The sequence below is a fragment of the Streptomyces chartreusis genome, from assembly GCF_008704715.1.
Taxonomy (GTDB): Bacteria; Actinomycetota; Actinomycetes; order Streptomycetales; family Streptomycetaceae; genus Streptomyces; species Streptomyces chartreusis.
Genome location: NZ_CP023689.1, coordinates 9,188,266 through 9,205,356, shown reverse-complemented (window position 1 = coordinate 9,205,356; position 17,091 = coordinate 9,188,266). Strand labels below are relative to the sequence as shown.

At 71.7% G+C, this 17,091-nt stretch carries 19 protein-coding genes; 9 read left to right on the top strand and 10 right to left on the bottom strand.

Annotation, left to right across the window (positions count from 1 at the left end; all coding sequences use genetic code 11):
• Positions 1 to 34 precede the first annotated feature (34 nt).
• Both CP983_RS40895 and CP983_RS40890 read left to right on the top strand, forming a co-directional pair.
• On the top strand, positions 35 to 913 hold the full coding sequence (locus CP983_RS40895) for a geranyl diphosphate 2-C-methyltransferase (protein WP_150507183.1): 879 nt from the start codon (positions 35 to 37) through the stop codon (positions 911 to 913).
• Between the two features lie 118 nt (positions 914 to 1,031).
• Complete coding sequence (locus CP983_RS40890; RefSeq protein WP_150505459.1) at positions 1,032 to 1,940, top strand: SGNH/GDSL hydrolase family protein; 909 nt, start codon at positions 1,032 to 1,034, stop codon at positions 1,938 to 1,940.
• A 10-nt stretch (positions 1,941 to 1,950) separates the two neighbouring features.
• Here the strand turns inward: CP983_RS40890 and CP983_RS40885 are convergent, their stop codons facing one another.
• Entirely contained in the window at positions 1,951 to 2,433 is a 483-nt protein-coding gene (locus tag CP983_RS40885) for a VOC family protein (RefSeq protein ID WP_107909786.1), read from the bottom strand.
• Positions 2,434 to 2,556: 123 nt separating this feature from the next.
• Here CP983_RS40885 and CP983_RS40880 point away from each other — a divergent pair, with 123 nt between their 5' ends.
• The 3 genes from CP983_RS40880 (at position 2,557) to CP983_RS40870 (ending at position 5,093) form a co-directional block, all read left to right on the top strand.
• A complete protein-coding gene (locus CP983_RS40880) occupies positions 2,557 to 3,765 on the top strand; it encodes an epoxide hydrolase family protein (RefSeq protein WP_150505457.1) in 1,209 nt (402 codons plus the stop codon).
• Between the two features lie 85 nt (positions 3,766 to 3,850).
• Entirely contained in the window at positions 3,851 to 4,489 is a 639-nt protein-coding gene (locus CP983_RS40875; protein ID WP_150505455.1) for a ClpP family protease, read from the top strand.
• A gap of 1 nt (position 4,490) precedes the next feature.
• On the top strand, positions 4,491 to 5,093 hold the full coding sequence (locus CP983_RS40870) for a ClpP family protease (protein ID WP_150505453.1): 603 nt from the start codon (positions 4,491 to 4,493) through the stop codon (positions 5,091 to 5,093).
• Positions 5,094 to 5,109: 16 nt separating this feature from the next.
• On the opposite strand, the gene CP983_RS45025 is transcribed toward CP983_RS40870, so the two are convergent.
• The 4 genes from CP983_RS45025 to CP983_RS40850 form a co-directional block, all read right to left on the bottom strand.
• Complete coding sequence (locus tag CP983_RS45025) at positions 5,110 to 5,568, bottom strand: helix-turn-helix domain-containing protein (protein ID WP_150505451.1); 459 nt, start codon at positions 5,566 to 5,568, stop codon at positions 5,110 to 5,112.
• A gap of 71 nt (positions 5,569 to 5,639) precedes the next feature.
• Entirely contained in the window at positions 5,640 to 6,221 is a 582-nt protein-coding gene (locus tag CP983_RS40860) for a DinB family protein (RefSeq protein ID WP_229915080.1), read from the bottom strand.
• Between the two features lie 57 nt (positions 6,222 to 6,278).
• The gene (locus CP983_RS40855; protein ID WP_125530028.1) at positions 6,279 to 6,734 is read right to left on the bottom strand and encodes an ATP-binding protein; all 456 of its coding nucleotides are present in this window, start codon (positions 6,732 to 6,734) and stop codon (positions 6,279 to 6,281) included.
• Between the two features lie 99 nt (positions 6,735 to 6,833).
• Positions 6,834 to 7,976, bottom strand: a complete 1,143-nt coding sequence (locus CP983_RS40850) for a DUF6777 domain-containing protein (protein WP_150505449.1) — start codon at positions 7,974 to 7,976, stop codon at positions 6,834 to 6,836.
• Positions 7,977 to 8,199: 223 nt separating this feature from the next.
• Between CP983_RS40850 and CP983_RS40845 the strand changes: the two genes are divergently transcribed.
• Positions 8,200 to 9,486, top strand: coding sequence for a streptophobe family protein (locus tag CP983_RS40845; protein WP_150505447.1), 1,287 nt, complete (start codon positions 8,200 to 8,202; stop codon positions 9,484 to 9,486).
• A 12-nt stretch (positions 9,487 to 9,498) separates the two neighbouring features.
• Here the strand turns inward: CP983_RS40845 and CP983_RS40840 are convergent, their stop codons facing one another.
• The 4 genes from CP983_RS40840 to CP983_RS40825 all read right to left on the bottom strand — a co-directional run bounded on the left by CP983_RS40840 (position 9,499) and on the right by CP983_RS40825 (position 13,952).
• Positions 9,499 to 10,566, bottom strand: coding sequence for a serine/threonine-protein kinase (locus CP983_RS40840; RefSeq protein WP_150505445.1), 1,068 nt, complete (start codon positions 10,564 to 10,566; stop codon positions 9,499 to 9,501).
• Entirely contained in the window at positions 10,556 to 11,101 is a 546-nt protein-coding gene (locus tag CP983_RS40835) for an SH3 domain-containing protein (RefSeq protein WP_150505443.1), read from the bottom strand. Before CP983_RS40835 ends, CP983_RS40840 begins: the two co-directional genes overlap by 11 nt.
• A gap of 9 nt (positions 11,102 to 11,110) precedes the next feature.
• Entirely contained in the window at positions 11,111 to 13,459 is a 2,349-nt protein-coding gene (locus CP983_RS40830; RefSeq protein ID WP_150505442.1) for an FHA domain-containing protein, read from the bottom strand.
• An 82-nt stretch (positions 13,460 to 13,541) separates the two neighbouring features.
• Entirely contained in the window at positions 13,542 to 13,952 is a 411-nt protein-coding gene (locus CP983_RS40825) for a hypothetical protein (protein WP_125528862.1), read from the bottom strand.
• A 346-nt stretch (positions 13,953 to 14,298) separates the two neighbouring features.
• Between CP983_RS40825 and CP983_RS40820 the strand changes: the two genes are divergently transcribed.
• Positions 14,299 to 14,700, top strand: coding sequence for a nuclear transport factor 2 family protein (locus CP983_RS40820; protein WP_150505440.1), 402 nt, complete (start codon positions 14,299 to 14,301; stop codon positions 14,698 to 14,700).
• A 73-nt stretch (positions 14,701 to 14,773) separates the two neighbouring features.
• Entirely contained in the window at positions 14,774 to 15,061 is a 288-nt protein-coding gene (locus CP983_RS40815) for a DUF1905 domain-containing protein (protein WP_107909809.1), read from the top strand.
• Here CP983_RS40815 and mgrA read toward each other — a convergent pair.
• A complete protein-coding gene (gene mgrA / locus CP983_RS40810; protein WP_150505438.1) occupies positions 15,051 to 16,043 on the bottom strand; it encodes an L-glyceraldehyde 3-phosphate reductase in 993 nt (330 codons plus the stop codon). The genes CP983_RS40815 and mgrA overlap by 11 nt on opposite strands.
• Before the next feature lie 137 nt (positions 16,044 to 16,180).
• On the opposite strand from mgrA, the gene CP983_RS40805 reads away from it, so the two are divergent.
• A complete protein-coding gene (locus CP983_RS40805; RefSeq protein WP_150505436.1) occupies positions 16,181 to 17,068 on the top strand; it encodes a LysR family transcriptional regulator in 888 nt (295 codons plus the stop codon).
• Positions 17,069 to 17,091 lie beyond the last annotated feature (23 nt).

Here is a 17,091-nt window from a genome sequence, read left to right as displayed (position 1 = left end):
AGAACGTCACATGCACCAGCACGAGGAGTCACAGTTGACCATCGCCCCCGAAGCCGGCACCAAGGCCAAGTCGGTGCCGACCCAGTCCACGTACCAGAACCGCGTCGCGGACTACTGGAACGCCGAGGAGAACCCGGTCAACCTCGAACTCGGAAAGCTCGACGACCTGTACCACCACCACTACGGCATCGGGAACGCCGACCGCTCCGTGCTCGACGAACCCGATCCCGAACTGCGCCGTGAGCGCGTCACCGCCGAACTGCACCGGCTGGAACACGCCCAGGCAGAGCTGCTCGCCGGGACCCTCGGTCCGCTGTCCCCCGCCGACCGCGTCTTCGACGCCGGCTGCGGGCGCGGCGGCGGCAGTGTCGTGGCCAATCTGCGCTACGGCTGCCACGCCGACGGCGTCACCATCTCCGAGAAGCAGGCCGAGTTCGCGAACGCGCAGGCCCGCAAGCGGGGCATCGACGGCCGGGTGCGCTACCACCACCGCAACATGCTGGACACCGGGCTGGAGTCCGGGGCGTACGCGGCGTCCTGGAACAACGAGTCCACCATGTACGTCGAGCTCGACCTGCTGTTCGCCGAGCACGCCCGGCTGCTGCGCCGCGGCGGCCGCTACGTGGTGATCACCGGCTGCTACAACGACACCTACGGGCGCGCCTCGCGCGAGGTGTCCCTCATCAACGCCCACTACATCTGCGACATCCACCCGCGCTCGGAGTACTTCCGCGCGATGGCCCGCAACCGCCTCGTACCGGTCCATGTGGAGGATCTGACGGAGGCGGCCATCCCCTACTGGGAGTTGCGGCGCGAGGCGGATCACCTGGTGACCGGGATCGAGGACACGTTCATCGACGCGTACCGCAACGGCAGTTTCCAGTACCTGCTGATCGCGGCGGACCGCGTCTGAGCGACGACCGGACGCGCGTCGGCCACGGGTGTTCCGTGGCCGACGCGTGTCTTCCCCCTTGGGCCCGGCCGTGCTTGCCTGGGGAGCCGTTTTCGGTGTCCGGGGCGGGAGTCGCCGTATGCGCAAGCCGTGGATCGTGGGGGTGCTGCTGGCAGCCGTGCTGCTCGGTGGGTGCGGGGATCCGTCGTCCGGGGCGGAGGCCGCGCCGCCTCCGGAGGTGCCGCGGGCGTCGGTCACCACACAGCAGCGCGCGCCGGCCTCGGCATCGCCCAGTGCGGCTCCGAGTGCTCCCCCGGCGAAGGCACCGAGCGTGCTGTACCTCGGCGACTCGCTCGCGATGGAGGCGCAGAAGGTGCTCGGCCAGGAGTTACGCGGGGAACTGCGGGCGACGTACACGAGCGCGCCCTACTCGGGCACCACCCTGTGCGACTACCTGGAGGGCACGGGCGAGCGCTCCCTCGTGCCGGACGGGGACAAGGCTGCCGCCCTGGTGCGCCGGCTGCGGCCGGACTTCGTGGTGCTCCAGTTCTGGGGCAACGCCTGGGGCTACACGCCGTGCATGGACGGCATCACCCATGACGCCTCCCCGCAGCGGTACTTCGAACGGTACGCGGCCGACATGAAGCGGCTCGCCGACCAGATCGCCGGCGCCGGGGACGCGCGGATCGTCTGGGTGCTCCAGGGCCCGGACCCGATCACTCCCGACCGGGTCCGGCGCGTCAACGCCCTGTACGAGGAACAGGCCGCCGCCTCCGGGGAACTGGTCGCCGACGCGGGCAGGGCGGTGAGCGGGGCCGGGGCGCGGTACTCCTGGGTCCAGTACCTGCCGTGCACGGCGTACGAGCACGCGCACGACGAGTACTGCACCCAACCGGGCCGGGACCGCACGGCCCTGCATCGCGACGACGACTACCTGCACTTCTGTCTGACGCCCACGACCTCGACGCCGAAGCCGTGCCCGGTCCGCTCGCCCGGGATCCTGCGGATCGCCCTGGAGATCACCCGGGTGATCCGCGAGAACCCGTAGCAGGCGGGGCTCACTCCCCGGCGTAGGCCTTCTCCAGGGCGGCGATGTCGAACTTGTGCATCGACATGAACGCCTTGGTGACACGGGCGGCCTTGGCCGGGTCCGGGTCGGTGATCATCGCGTCGAGCCGGTCGGGGACGACCTGCCAGGACACCCCGAACCGGTCCTTGAGCCAGCCGCAGGGGCCGGGCTCGCCGCCGTTCTCGGTGAGCTTGGTCCAGTAGTGGTCGATCTCCTCCTGGTTCTCGCAGAAGATCATGAAGGAGGTCGCCTCGGTGAACTTGAACTCGGGGCCGCCGTTGAGGCCGAGGAACTTGTGGCCGTTGGCCGTGAACTCGACGGTCATCACGCTGCCGGCGGGCTGCATCGCGCCCTCGGGATAGCGGGCGATCTTGCCGATGCTGGAGTTCTTGAAGACCGATACGTAGAAGTGGGCGGCCTCCTCGGCCTGGCCGTCGTACCAGAGACACGTGGTGAAACCGTCGGTTGCCATGAGTACCTCCTGGGGCGTGGATCCGCTGTCATGTGTGTCGACCGGTCCGCGCCGCGAAACTCATCGCTCAGGGCCTCGCCCAATTCAGGTGGCCGGTACACCCACACGAACTAGCATCCGGGCATGACGTCATCGCCCCAGGACAGCGTCCGTCCCTTCCGCCTCGACATCCCGCAGAGCGACCTCGACGATCTGCACGACCGACTCGACCGCACCCGCTGGCCCGAGGAGATCCCCGGTTCGGGGTGGGCGTACGGCGTGCCGACGGACTATCTGCGCGATCTCGTACGGCACTGGCGGCACGTCTACGACTGGCGTGCCGCCGAGGCGCTGCTGAACGAGTGGCCGCAGTTCACGACCACGATCGACGGGGCGAACGTGCATTTCGCGCACGTCCGCTCGCCCGAGCCGGACGCCACGCCGCTGATCATCACGCACGGCTGGCCCGGGTCGATCGTGGAGTTCCTCGACGTGGTGGGCCCGCTGGCCGACCCGGCCGCGCACGGGGGCGATCCGGCGGACGCCTTCCATGTGGTGGTACCGAGCATTCCGGGGTTCGGGCTGTCCGGGCCGACGACGGAGCCGGGCTGGGAGGCGGGCCGCATCGCCGACGCGTGGGCCGAGCTGATGCGCCGGCTCGGCTACGAGCGGTTCGGCGCCCAGGGCGGCGACTGGGGCGCGGCCATCTCCCGTGAGCTGGGGCGGGCGCACTCCGAGCGTGTCATGGGCGTGCATCTCAATCTGCTGCCGGGCGCTCAGGCGGCCACCGAGCCGACGCCGGAGCAACTCGAAGCGCTGAGCCCCGAGGAGCGGGAGCAAGCACTCGCCTCGTGGCGCCGTTGGGCGGCGTGGTCGCGTGACGGGATCGGCTACTACCACCAGCAGGCCACCCGGCCGCAGACCCTCGCGTACGGGCTCACGGACTCGCCGGTGGGTCAACTCGCCTGGATCGTGGAGAAGTTCAGGGAGTGGACGGACTCCGAGGAGCTGCCGGAGGAGGCCGTCGACCGGGACCGGATGCTCACCAACGTGATGCTGTACTGGCTGACCGGGACCGCCGGTTCGTCCGCCCGCATCTACTACGAGCGGGCCCACCCGCAGGACCGGGTGGCGAAGCCCTCCGAGCCGTCCGCCGCGCCCACCGCGCTCGCGCTCTTCCCCGCCGAACCGCAGATCCCGCTCCGGCACAAGGCGCGGCGCACCGAGAACCTGGTGCGCTGGACCGAGTTCGACCGGGGCGGGCACTTCCCGGCCATGGAGGAACCGGATCTGCTGGTGGACGACGTACGGGCGTTCTTCCGGCAGCTGCGGGACGGCTCTGCCGTCAGCTGATCTGCCGAGGGCAGAGAAATCCGCCGTCGGCATCGCCCGAGGTCAACAGTGGAGTCACCGGCATCCATCACCACGAGGAGAACCGATGACTCCACTCTCGACGCTCGCGCCGCGTGCCGAGGAGGGCGACGCCCCGCCGACGCGGTTCGACGACCATCTCGCCGCCCAACTGCTCGGCCAGCGCATCGTGTTCCTCGGCACCGAGGTCACCGAGGCGTCCGCGAACCGGATCTGCGCCCAGCTGCTCCTGCTGTCGGCGGAGGACCCGCGCACCGACATCAGCCTGTACATCAACAGCCCGGGCGGCTCGGTGCACGCGGGGCTCGCCGTCTACGACACCATGCGGCTGATCCCGAACGACGTGTCGACCCTCGCCATGGGATTCGCAGCCAGCATGGGCCAGTTCCTGCTCTGCGGCGGCACGCCCGGCAAGCGGTACGCCCTGCCGAACGCCCGGATCATGATGCACCAAGGGTCCGCGGGCATCGGCGGCACCACCGCCGACATCGAGATCCAGGCGGAGAACCTGGACCACACCAAGGTGACCATGGAACGGCTCATCGCCGAGAACACCGGCCAGACCCCGGAGGCCATCGCCCGGGACGGTGACCGGGACCGCTGGTTCACGGCCGAGGAGGCCAGGGAGTACGGCATGGTGGACCGGGTCCTGGAGTCCCTCGCGGACGTCCGCCCGGCCGCCTCGAAGCGACGGATGGGGCTGTGACATGGGGAACTACACGATTCCGTACGTGATCGAGCGGACCGCGCACGGCGAGCGCTCCTCGGACGTGTTCAGCCGGCTGCTGTCGGAGCGGATCATCTTCCTCGGCACCGAGATCGACGACGGCGTCGCCAACGTCGTCATCGCGCAGCTCCTGCACCTGGAGTCCTCGGCGCCGGAGAACGAGATCGCGATCTACATCAACTCCCCCGGCGGCTCGTTCACTTCGCTCATGGCCATCTACGACACGATGACGTACGTGCAGGCGCCGATCTCCACGTTCTGCGTGGGGCAGGCCGCCTCCACGGCCGCCGTTCTGCTGGCCGGAGGGGATCCTGGGCGGCGGTTCGTGCTGGAGCACGCGCGCGTGCTGCTCGGCCAGCCCGCCGCCGGGGGCAGCCGGGGCCAGATCTCCGACCTCGCCCTCCAGGCCAAGGAGATGGTCCGGATCCGCTCGCAGGTCGAGGAGGTGCTGGCCCGCCACACCCGTCACGACATCGCGACGCTGCGCGCGGACATGGACCGCGACAAGGTGTTCACCGCGCAGGAGGCCGTCGCGTACGGCCTCGCCGACGAGGTGGTGAGCCGGCGCCTCGTGCGGGTCTGAGGCGCCGGCACGTCCGTCACGCCGCCAGGCACAGCCCGTCGTACGACGAACCCTTCCTGCCGCGGCTGCCGCCCGGCACCCGGCGGCTGGTGACCCTGCCGAGCTCGCCCTGCGCCAGCGACAGCAGGTCGCCGAGCCCGAGCCCGAGGGCGTGGGCCGCGGCCGCGAGGACCTCCGAGGAGGCCTCCTTGCGGCCGCGTTCCACCTCCGAGAGGTACGGCATCGAGATCCGGGCGGCGTCGGCGACGTCCTTGAGCGTCCGCTCCTGCGCGAGGCGCTCACGGCGCAGGACGTCGCCGACGAGGTCGCGCCAGAGGGGTTCCTTGGGTGCTGCCCGGGGTGGGGCGGTCGCCGGCGGGGCGGTGGCAGGGCGTTCGGACGCGGGGCGGGTCGTTCCCGGGCGCGTGGCCGAGGGCCGGGCCACCGGCGGGCGCAGGGGAATGACGCGGGCTTCGTTCGGCGCTTGTTCGCTCACCTTCCCAGCCTAGGAACCCCGGGCGCGAGGGGAAGGGATCGGCGTTCCGCCCTGGGGGAAATCGCGGCCGGCTACTGTCCGACGCGCCCGTCGATCCGCTCGCGCAGGAAGTCGGCGTGGCCGTTGTGCCGGGCGTACTCCTCGATCATGTGGACCAGCAGTTCGCGCAGGGCGATCGGCTCGTCGCCACCGTTGCCGATGACGTCGAGGCTCGGTGCCTCGGCCACGAAGCGCTCCGCGAAGGCGACTTCCGAGCGCCAGGTCGCCCAGGCCTCGGCGACGACGCCGGGGTCGGGTACGGCGCCGGTGAACTCGCCGTTGGGGTCGTCCTCGGTGCGGTAGTGCCGGGGGATGTCCTGCCCGGCCATGACACGGCGGAACCAGGCCTGTTCGACGCCGGCGAGATGGCGCAGCAGGCCCAGCAGGGAGAGGTCGGACGGGGGGACCGAGCGGCGGGCCATGTCCTCGGCGTCCAGGTCTGCGCACTTCATCTCGAACGTCAGCCGCTGGTCTCCGAGGTAGCCGACGAGGGTCGCGAGTTCTCCGACGTAGCCGCCGTCGCTGCGGGGGTCGTCGTCGGGGGCGACCCACATGTCCCACCACCCGAAGGTGCGTGCGGGCAGCGCCCTCTCAGGCTCCGTGACATCGGTCATACGGGCGAGCATGGGCGGTCGGGATCCGGACCGCCACCGGATTTCCGGCCGCGCCGCTCACTCGTCGGCGAGCCGCAGCACCGCCCGTACCCGCTTGCCGACCGGTACGCGCTCGACGGCGACCTCGGCCGCGAGCGCGTGGACTATCTCCAGGCCGTGCCGGCCGACCCGCTCGGGGTCCTTGGGGTAACGGCGGGGCAGGGCGGAGCTGCTGTCGTACACGCAGACCGACACCGCGTCGTCCGTGCCCTCCAGGTCCAGGATGTACGGGCCGTTGCTGTGCCGGTCGGCGTTGGTGACCAGCTCGCTGACCACCAGGAGCACCTTGTCCTCGACGGGCGCGCCGATGCTGGCGCACCACTCGGTCCTGAGCCGGCCGAGGAACAGCGCGGCGAAGGACCGCGCCTCGGCGATGCATCCCGGTTCACCGCTGTAGTGCGCTGCCCGCCTCAGTGGTTCCACGGGCACGTCGAAACCAGTAGGAATCACTGCCCCGTCCGCGTGCTCGATCATGCGTTTCTCTCTCGGAAGCCGGCACTGGCCGGATGCTGCTGCATCTGTCCTGTTACCCAGAGCGCGGCGGCGCAGTCACAGTGCAGGTGGCGCCGTACGTCACAGCTCCGGGGACGGGGGTGCGGCCTCGGTGGGCGCCGACTGCGAGGTGGTGGTCGTGTCTTCTTCCGGAGGGGGCGGCGGGGTGGACGTGTCGGGCGTTTCGGGCTCGGTCGTCGGGGGTTCGCTCGTGGTCGGCTCGCTGGTCGCGTTCTCGGGCGTGGAGGTCTCCGCAGTGGTCGGCGTGGTCGGCGTCGAGGCGCTCACCGACGGGGTGGGCTTCGCCGGGCGGTGGGTCTTGCGGTCCTTGTCGCCGTCGTCGCCCCGGTGGCGGGCGACCCACTCGTCGCCGGCGGCGTCGTAGATGACGAACACGTTGATGATCGTCCGCGAGGGGGTCACGACCACGACGTCCGAGGAGCGGTACGACGGCCAGGAGTCGCCGGTCCGCTTCAGCGTGCCCTGCTGGGGGACGGGCTGGGTCAGCGGGTTGCCGCAGGCACACCGCACCCGGGGCTCCCCGCGGTCGTCGACCAGGACCGCGGTGCCCGCCTGGAGGACGGCCTGGTAGCTGGTGGCGGCTCCGTCGACGTAGCCGTGGTTGGTGACGCGGGTGTCCAGGCGGAGCTGGACGGGAGTGAGCGAGCGCAGGTAGGCAGGGACGTCGGCGGCGCCGACGCGGGCGACCGACGCGAACGCCTTGTTCTTGTCCGGCGCCGACCGGAGGAAGTCGACCTGCTTCTCCACGTCGCAGGCGGAGGTGTTGCGGGTGCCGCCGTACAGGCCCGGGGCGCCGCCGTCGACGCCGCGCAGCTCGTTCGCAGACGTCGACCCGGTGGGCGGGGACGGGGTGGCGGGCGGGGCGGAGCTGTCATTGGCGGTGGACTCGGTGAAGGGGTCGGGGCCCGTCTTGTCGGCGGCCTGGAGGAAGACCTCGCCGCTCTGCCCGGTGCCGCCGTCGCCGTCGCCGCGGGAGAGGACGACGGCGAGGACCACGGCGGCCACGACCACGGCGGTGATCGCCGCGATGCGGGGCGCCGACCGCCACCAGGGGCGTCGGGGTCCGGGGCCGCCGGGCTCCGGCGTACCGCCTCCGCCGGACGGGGGCTGCGAGGGCGGGCCGGACGGCGGCTGGGAGGGGCCCGACAGAGGGCCCGAGGGCGGTCCTGTGGGCCGGTCGGACGACGGAGGTTCGACGCTCACGAGGCCTTCTTCCCGACGGGGGACTCCTGCGAGTCCCCTGCTGCGGGAACCACTTCCGCTGTACGGAGCTCCCGCGACGCCTGATCCGATTTCGCCGCACCTGCCACTTTTATGACGTTTCGCGACGCTCCCATTCTGTGTTCCGATCCCGCGCCGCCCGCAAGCCGACGCATACGGACCTTCCGGCGGGCGCACCGCGCGGGCGCTGCTTAGCGTGGGCAGGGTGAGTGTCGCGCCCCCTTCCCGTCCGGCCGTGGCCGCCCATGGCTGGGTGCAGGCCCTCGCCGTGGTGCTGGCCGGGCTGCTCGCGATGGTGGTCGTCGCGGCGCTCGGCCTGTGGGCGGCCGGGGCGGCGGACCTCCCCGACGGCGCCTTCCCCCGGGTCGTCGCGGCGACCGTGGTCACGGCGGTTGGCGGCACGGTCGAGCTGTCGGGGAACGCAGGAGGGCTCGCCGAGTCCGATGCCGGGCTGACCGTGATCCCGCTGTCCGTCACCCTCGCCGGCGCTCTCGTGCTGGCCGCCGGTTTCCTGTGGCCGCTGCGGCACCGGGCGGTCGCCGGTGCCCGGGAGCTGGCGGGGTGGGCCGCCCGGATCGCCGTACTGTGGCTGGTCGCCCTGCTGGTGCTGGCCTTCACCGCCCGCCAGACCTTCTCCCTGTCCCTGCGCGACCTCGGGCAGGACGTGCTCGGCGACCTCGGTGACCTGTTCGGCATCTCGCCCGAGATCGGCTTCACCACGGACGTGGTGGCGACCGTGTTCTTCGGGCTGCTGTGGCTGGCGGGTGTGCTGGTGCTGGCCCTGCTCGTCTCGCGCGGGGCGCCGTTGCCGGGGCGGCTGCTGCGCTTCCAGGAGTCGGTGCGGCCGGCCGCGTACGCCATGGTGGTGCTGTTGCTGGTGTACGTCGGGCTGGGCGTGGTGATCGGGCTGATCGTCGCGGCGACGCGCGGGCACGCGGCGGAGACGTTCGCGGTGATCCTGCTCGGGATGCCGAACCTGGTGTGGTTCGCCCTCACGATCGGGCTCGGCGCGACCTGGAACGGACGGGTGGACGGGCCGTTCGGGCTGCCCATGCCGCATGTGCTGGACGAGGTGCTGCGCGGCAAGGAGGTGTCCACGGTGAACCTCGGGACGCTCGCCGAGCAGGACGGGCGGGTGTGGTGGCTGATCGTCGTGGACGCGGTGCTGCTGCTGGCGGCCGCGTTCGTGATGGCGCGGCGTTCACCGGCGCGGATCCGTGCCTGGCAGCACGCCGTGCACATGGCGGTCGCGCTGGCGCTGACGGTGCTGATGATCTGCCTCGTCGGCCGGATCTCCGCGCACTACGGCCTGTCGGTGCTGGGCATCGGCGACCTCGGCGGTGATCTGGCCGGCGAGCTGTTCCTGAAGCCCGAGGTGTGGGGCGCCTTCGGGCTGGCGTTGCTGTGGGGGCTGGTCACCGGGTTCCTCGGCGGGCTGCTGGCGCGGCCGCTGCGGCACCGGGGCGAGGTCGCGGCGCGGACCGAGGGCTGAACGGGTCGACGTTCAGCGCCGGAAGACCGGCTCGGCCCAGCGGGGCGGCGGCTTCGGCTCGTACCGCCCGGACTCCCGCGACGGCTCCTTCGACTGCGGCTCGGCGGTGGCACGCCCCCTCGAATCCCCCGCGTCGGCGGGCTCCTCCCGCGCTCCCGCGACCCGGAGGTCCACCTCGGTGGGGGCGTGTCCCGCCCCGGTGCCCCCGGCGACGGCGGCACGCAGTTCGGCGACGAAGGCGAGGCAGGAGTCCTGCCGCCGGTCGGGGCTCTTGGCCAGCGCGTCGGCGAACACGGCGTCGACCGTCGCGGCGAGGTCCGGGCGGGCCTCGGTCAGGGGCGGCGGCTCGTCGTACTGGTGGGCCCACAGCAGGGCCATGTCGTCGTCGCGGCGGAACGGCGGATGGCCCGCCAGGCACTCGTAGACCACGCAGGCGAACCCGTAGACGTCGCAGCGCGCGTCGACCGGCTTGCCGGAGATCTGCTCGGGGGCGACGTAGTCGAGGGTGCCGACGAACTGGCCGACGGTGGTGAAGCCGGTCAGGGACAGCGACTTCTTCGTCAGGCCGAAGTCGGTGAGGTAGACGTGCTCGGGGTGGTCGCTGTCGGTGCCGCGCGCGACGAGGATGTTGCCGGGCTTGACGTCCCGGTGGACCAGACCGTGCTCGTGGGCCGCGTCGAGGGCGGAGGCGACCTGGGCGGCGATGCGCAGGGCCGTCCCGGGCGGCAGCGGACCCTCGCGGTCCAGGAGGTGGCGCAGGTCGCTGCCGGCGACGTAGCGCATGGCGATGTACAGGACACCGTCGGTCTCGCCCGCCTCGAAGACGGGCACGATGTGCGGGTGGTCGAGCGCGGCGGCGGTCCGGGACTCGTGGCTGAAGCGGCGGCGGAAGGTGTCGTTGCGGGCGAGCTCGGGGGCGAGGAGTTTCAGCGCGACGGTGCGCTCCAGGCGCAGGTCCCGCGCCCGGTAGACCACCGCCATGCCGCCCCGGCCGATCTCGCGCTCGATGCGGTAGCCGGCGACCTGCCGGCCGATCAGCTCGGAGGGCCGGCCGGAGAACAGGCTCGTGTCACGGGCCATCGGGCGTCACGACCTGGGTCGGGGCGGGGCCGGGCTCCGCTTCGGCGCGGGGCGCCTCGTCCGTCGCGTAGGTGCTCAGCCGCGTGCCGTCCGCGTACACCCACCGGCCGTGCTCGGCGTCGTACAGCCACACCGACTCCCCGTCGAGGACGACTCCGACCCGCACGCCGTGCGTACGGCCGTGGAAGGACTCGCCGTCCAGGCCGCCGGCCGCCAGGTCCTCCACCGCGGACCGGTACCCGGTCAGCGCCCGCTCGGTCCGGGCGAGCAGCGGGCGCGGGTCGGCGGTGCGGGCGAGCGGGCCGTCGTCGGCGGTGGGCGGGTCCTGCGGCACGGCGACCAGGAAGCGGCCGTCGACCCAGGCCGACCAGCCGTTGGCGCACAGGATGTGCCCCCAGTCGCCGCGTCGTTCGACGAGCTGGACCGGCAGGTAGGCGTCGAGGGGCACGGTGGGCCGGGCGGGGTCCGGTGTCTCCCAGGCGGGCATGCCACGGCCGGGGACGACGTGGGTGGGCCGGAAGCCGGGGGTAGCCATCACGTGCGCCTACTTCCGCATCACGACGGGTTCGCGTCGGCGCAGCAGCCGGGAGACCAGGAAGCCGAAGACCACCGACAGCACGACGAGCATGGCGATGTTGAACAGCCACACCCCGGCCGAGTGCTCGAACAGCGGGTCGCCCGTCAGGTCGCCGGGCACGATCCGGGACAGTTCGACGGTGCCGGCCATCGCGCCGAGCGCCCATCGCGAGGGCACCAGCCAGGACAGCTGCTCCAGGCCGGGGACGCCGTGCAGCTTGAGCAGGGCGCCACAGAAGACGACCTGCACGATGGCGAGCAGCACCAGCAGCGGCATGGTCACCTCCTCCTTGCGCACCAGCGCGGAGACGACCAGGCCGAGCATCATCGCCGTGAAGGCCAGCAGGGCCACGGCGACGGTGATTTCGAGCAGGGGCGGCAGCAACACGCCCTTGCCGCCGGGGGCGTTGAGATCGACGCCGAGCAGGGCGACCAGGGTCAGCACGACGGCCTGGAGCACGGTGATCGTCCCGAGGACCACCACCTTGGACATCAGGTACGCCGATCTGGACAGGCCGACCGCGCGCTCGCGCCGGTAGATGACGCGCTCCTTGACGAGCTCGCGGACCGCGTTCGCCGCGCCGGTCAGGACGCCGCCGACGCACAGGATCAGCAGCGCGTTCATCGCCGTCTCCTGGGTCAGCCGGCCGCCCGCCAGGGCGCGGGCCATCGCGCCCATCACGAAGGGCAGAGCGATCATGATGATCAGGAAGGTGCGGTCCGCGCTCAGCGCCGCCGAGTAGCGGCGGATCAGCGTGCCGAGCTGCGCGACTCGCCCGCGGGGCCGGGGCGGCCGGCCGACGGCTACCGGCTCGCTGCCGGGCCGGCGGGGCTGCGCGGTGGCGTCGGCGATGTACTGCTGCTGGAACAGGGAGGTGCGGTAGTCGCCCGCCCAGTCCCGCTCCTGGTCGTGCTCGAACGCCTCGAAGGCTTCGGGCCAGTTCTCGAAGCCGAAGTAGGCCAGCGCCTCCTCGGGCGGTCCGTAGTAGGCGATGCGTCCGCCGGGCGCGAGGACGAGGAGCCGGTCGCAGACGTCGAGGCTCAGCACGCTGTGGGTGACGACGATGACGGTGCGGCCGTCGTCGGCCAGGCCGCGCAGCATGTGCATCACCGAGCGGTCCATGCCGGGGTCGAGCCCGGAGGTCGGCTCGTCGAGGAACAGCAGCGACGGCTTGGTCAGCAGTTCGAGGGCGACGCTGACGCGTTTGCGCTGCCCGCCGGAGAGGCTGTGCACGGGCTGCCCGGCGCGCTGCTGAAGGCCCAGCTCTTGGATGACCTCGTCGACCCGGGCCCGGCGCTCGGCCTTGGCGGTGTCCTGGGGGAAGCGCAGCTCGGCGGCGTAGGACAGGGCGCTGCGGACGGTGAGCTGGGCGTGCAGGATGTCGTCCTGCGGGACCAGGCCGATGCGCTGGCGCAGCTCGGCGTAGTCGCGGTAGAGGTCGCGTCCGTCGTAGAGCACGGTGCCGTGGTCGGCGGGGCGCTGTCCGGTGAGGGCGTTGAGGAGCGTGGACTTGCCGGCGCCGCTCGGCCCGACGACGGCGAGCAGGCACTTCTCCCCCACCGGGAAGGAGACGTGGTCGAGCAGGGTCCTGGCGCCCCGGTCGACGGTCACCGCGAGGTCCTGCACCTCCAGGGAGACCTCGCCGGTGTCGACGTACTCCTGGAGCTCGTCCCCGATCAGGCAGAACGCGGAGTGGCCGATGCCGACGATGTCACCGGCGCCGATCGGGGCGGTGCCGGTGACCCGGCCGCCATTGAGGTAGGTGCCGTTGTGGCTGCCCAGGTCGGCGATCTCGTAGCCGCCGTCCGGCAGGGCGTGCAGTTCGGCGTGGTGGCGGGAGACGACCAGGTCGTCGATGACGAGGTCGTTGTCGGGGGCGCGGCCGATGCGGACGGTCCGGGTGGGCAGCGGGCGTACGTTGGTGGGCTGCCGGAAGGTGCCGGTGCGGGCCGGAACGGAGACGGCCGAGGGGCGCCCCGGCGCGAGGGTCGGGGCGGGGCGGTCCAGCAGGGTGGCGCGGGGGCCGTCGGAGGGGTTGCCGAAGCGGATGACGGTGCCGGGTCCGACGTCCCACTCCTGGACGCGGTGGCCGTCGGTGTAGGTGCCGTTGGTGCTGTCCTCGTCGGCGAGGGTCCAGTGGTCGGCCTCGGGCCGCAGCACCGCGTGGTGCCAGGAGACGCGGGCGTCGTCGATGACGATGTCGCTCAGCGGGTCGCGTCCTACGTGGTAGTCGCGGCCCGGGGTCATCACGGTCGAGCCCGAGTCGGTCTCCAGGACGAGTACGGGCGCAGTCGGTGCGAACGAACGCTCCGCCATGCCAGGATTCTATCGATCTGCCCCTGTATGCGCCTGCGTGGGCGAGGGGGTCGGCGGGTCAGGGCCGCTTCGGTACGAAGGGTCAGGCGACGGGGACGACCAGGGCCGGGAGGGTCCGCTGCATACGCAGCGCGTCCACCGACTCGGCGAGCAGTTCGTACTCCGTGGTCTCGTCGCTCACGGCGATCCGAACCAGTCGGCCGGCCGCCAACTCGTCGGCGACCAGCTCCTGCCGGTCGACGTCGCCGCACCAGTCGCGCAGGGCGGCGGGGACGTCGGGAACGGTGTCGGCGACCGGGACGAGCGAGCTGGGCGGGAAGTGCTCGGCCTCCGGTCGCGGGTCTAATCGCTCGGCCATCCAGGACGCCCGGTCGCGTAACCACCACAGGGCGAGCGCGAGGGTGGGTGCCCGGTAGGTTCCCAGGGGCACCCCGATACGCCGCCCGCCGCAGACGCCGTACGCGGTGACATGGCAAAGGAACTCGTCGTGCACGTAGCCTCCCCCGTGGTGCCGTGTTCGCCTGTCGGCGGACCTCGCTTTCGGTGCGGCTCGTGAGCGGTGCGTGAGGGCGCCGTCGCCCCATGTGACGCGCCCACGTAGTTGAGTATGTTCACTACTGAAACACTGTCACCACGGAATTCCGGCCACTCTCCTGGCATATTCACAGGTCCTGTTGGCCGAAACGCGACGGGGACACGTCAAGCCTTGATCGCCGGCGGGCATTACCTCGGGCGTAATCGAGCTTTCCGGCGCGGGCGGGCATCGTTGCGGTACCGGGTCACCGAGCCGGATCCGGGTCCTGAGCAGCAGTTACGACCTCGATGGAGGCTGATCACCCATGCCCGAGAACACCGATCGCCACGTGACGGCCGTCGCCCGCTACTTCGAGGCGTGGAACGCCACCGGGCCAGAGGAGTTGACCAATGCGGTCGCCGCCGCCTGGACCGAGGACGGCACCTACACCGATCCCCTCGCGGACGTCCGCGGTCATGCGCAGCTGGCCGCGGTGATATCGGCGGCCCACGAGCAGTTCCCCGGCTTCGCCTTCCGGCTCACCGGCTCGGTGGACGGCCACCACGACACGGCACGCTTCTCGTGGGAGCTGGTGAGCGAGGCGGGGGGTGCCCCCTCTGGGGGAGGGGCGGCCCCGGTGGCGGGGTCGGATGTCATCACGCTGGACCCCGAAGGGCGGATCACCTCGGTCCTCGGCTTCCTGGACCGGGTGCCCGCCGGAGCCTGACCGATGAGTTCCACGCGCCGCGGCGGTCTTTCCCGGTGTAGCCAGGAGAGACCGCCACGGTACGGAGGACATCATGACCACGAGCACGCACGTGGACGCGGAATTCACCGCCGTCCTGCGCAAGAGCCCGAACAAGGGTGGTTGGACCTATGTCGTGTGGCCGGAGTCCGTCGGCTTCTTCGGCACCCGCGGACTGGTCAAGATCAGCGGGACGATCGACGGACATCCCTTCCGCAGTTCGTTCATGGCCCTCGGGGACGGCACCCACAAGCTCCCCGTCAAGGCCGATGTCCGCAAGGCCATCGGGAAGGGGGAGGGCGACTCCGTCACCGTTCACCTGACCGAACGGCTCAGCCGTTGAGCACTGCCTCGATCCGCGCCAGCTCCTCCGCGTCGAAGTCGAGGTTGCGGGTCGCGGCGACGCTGTCCTCGATCTGCTGCGCACTGCTCGCGCCGACCAGAGCGGAGGTCACCCGGCCGCCGCGCAGCACCCACGCCAGGGCCAGCTGGGCCAGCGTCTGGCCACGGGTCTTGGCGATCTCGTCGAGCGCGCGCAGCTTGCCGAGCAGCTCGTCGGTGATCGCGTCGGCGTTCAGGAACGGGCTGCCGCTCGCGGCCCGCGAGTCCTTCGGGATGCCGTCGAGGTAGCGGGAGGTCAGCTGGCCCTGCGCCAGCGGGGAGAAGACGATCGAGCCGACCTGGAGTTCGTCCAGGGCGTCGAGCAGTCCCTCCTCCTCGGGGCGGCGGTTCAGCATCGAGTAGGCGGGCTGGTGGATGAGCAGCGGGGTCCCCAGCTCGCCCAGGATGCGGGCGGCCTCGCGGGTCTGCTCGGGCGAGTAGTTGGAGACGCCGACGTAGAGCGCCTTGCCCTGCTGCACCGCCGAGTGCAGGGCGCCCATCGTCTCCTCCAGCGGAGTCTCCGGGTCCGGGCGGTGCGAGTAGAAGATGTCGACGTAGTCCAGGCCCATCCGCTTCAGGCTCTGGTCGAGCGAGGACAGCACGCACTTGCGCGAGCCCCACTCGCCGTACGGACCGGGCCACATCAGATAGCCGGCCTTGGTGGAGATGATCATCTCGTCCCGGTACGGCGCGAAGTCCGTCCGCAGGGCCTCGCCGAACGCCGACTCGGCGGCGCCGGGCGGCGGGCCGTAGTTGTTGGCCAGGTCGAAGTGCGTGACGCCGAGGTCGAAGGCGCGGCGCAGGATGGCCCGCTGGGTCTCCACCGGGCGGTCCGGACCGAAGTTGTGCCACAGTCCGAGGGACAGCGCGGGGAGCTTCAGGCCGCTGCGGCCGGTGCGCCGGTAGGGCATGTCCGCGTAGCGGTCGGTGTGTGCGGTGTACAACGCGACTCCAGAGGGGTTGGCACACGGATGACGGCTCCGCAGAGCCGCTGTTCCAGTCGGCGTCCATGCTGTCGCGACCTGCGGGCAGTGGTCCAACAGGTAAATCAGATGGGATTCAGCGGCTAGGCTGCTCAATCATGGAACTGCGCCATCTCCAGCACTTCGTCGCGGTCGCCGAGGACCAGCACTTCACCCGGGCGGCCGAGCGTCTGATGGTCTCCCAGTCGGGCCTCTCGGCCTCGATCCGGGCACTGGAGCGGGAGTTGCAGACCCCGCTGTTCGTGCGCACGACCCGCCGGGTGACGCTCACCCCGGCCGGCCGTGCCCTGCTGTGCGAGGCCGAGCGGATCCTGGCACAGGTGCGGTCCGCCCACGAGGCGGTGGCCGCGGTGCAGGGCGTGCTGCGCGGGATGCTGGCGCTCGGGTCCGAGCAGTGCATCGCCGGGGTGCATGTGGCCGGGCTGCTCGCGGCCTTCCGGCGGGAGCACCCGGACGTGGAGATCTGTCTGCGGCAGGCGGGCTCGGGGGCGCTGGCGGAGGAGGTCGCGGCCGGTCGCCTCGATCTGGCCTTCGCGGTGCGGACGGCGCAGGAGGACACCGATCAGCTGCGGGTCGTACCGCTGACCAGCGAGCCGATGACGGTCCTGTGCCATCCGAGCCACCGGCTGGCCGTGGCAGGGGCCGCGGTCACCCCGGAGGACCTGGGCGGGGAGGTCTTCGTCGACTTCCACCCGGACTGGGGGCCGCGCCGCGCCACCGACGCGGTGTTCGCCGCGGCGGGCGTACGGCGGACCGTGTCCCTGGAGGTCAACGACGTGCACAGCCTGCTGGACCTGGTGGACGAGGACCTCGGCGTCGCCGTCGTACCGCGCCACTTCCAGCACAAGCGGCCGTCCCTGACCGCCCTGCCCGTGAAGGACGGGGGCGAGACGGTCTACCAGACGGTGGCCCTGCTGCCGCCCGCGCAGGCCACCAGCCCGGCGGCCCGGGCTCTGATGGCGCTGCTGGAAACGGAAGGCGCCTGAGCGAGGGGTGCGCGATGGTGGAG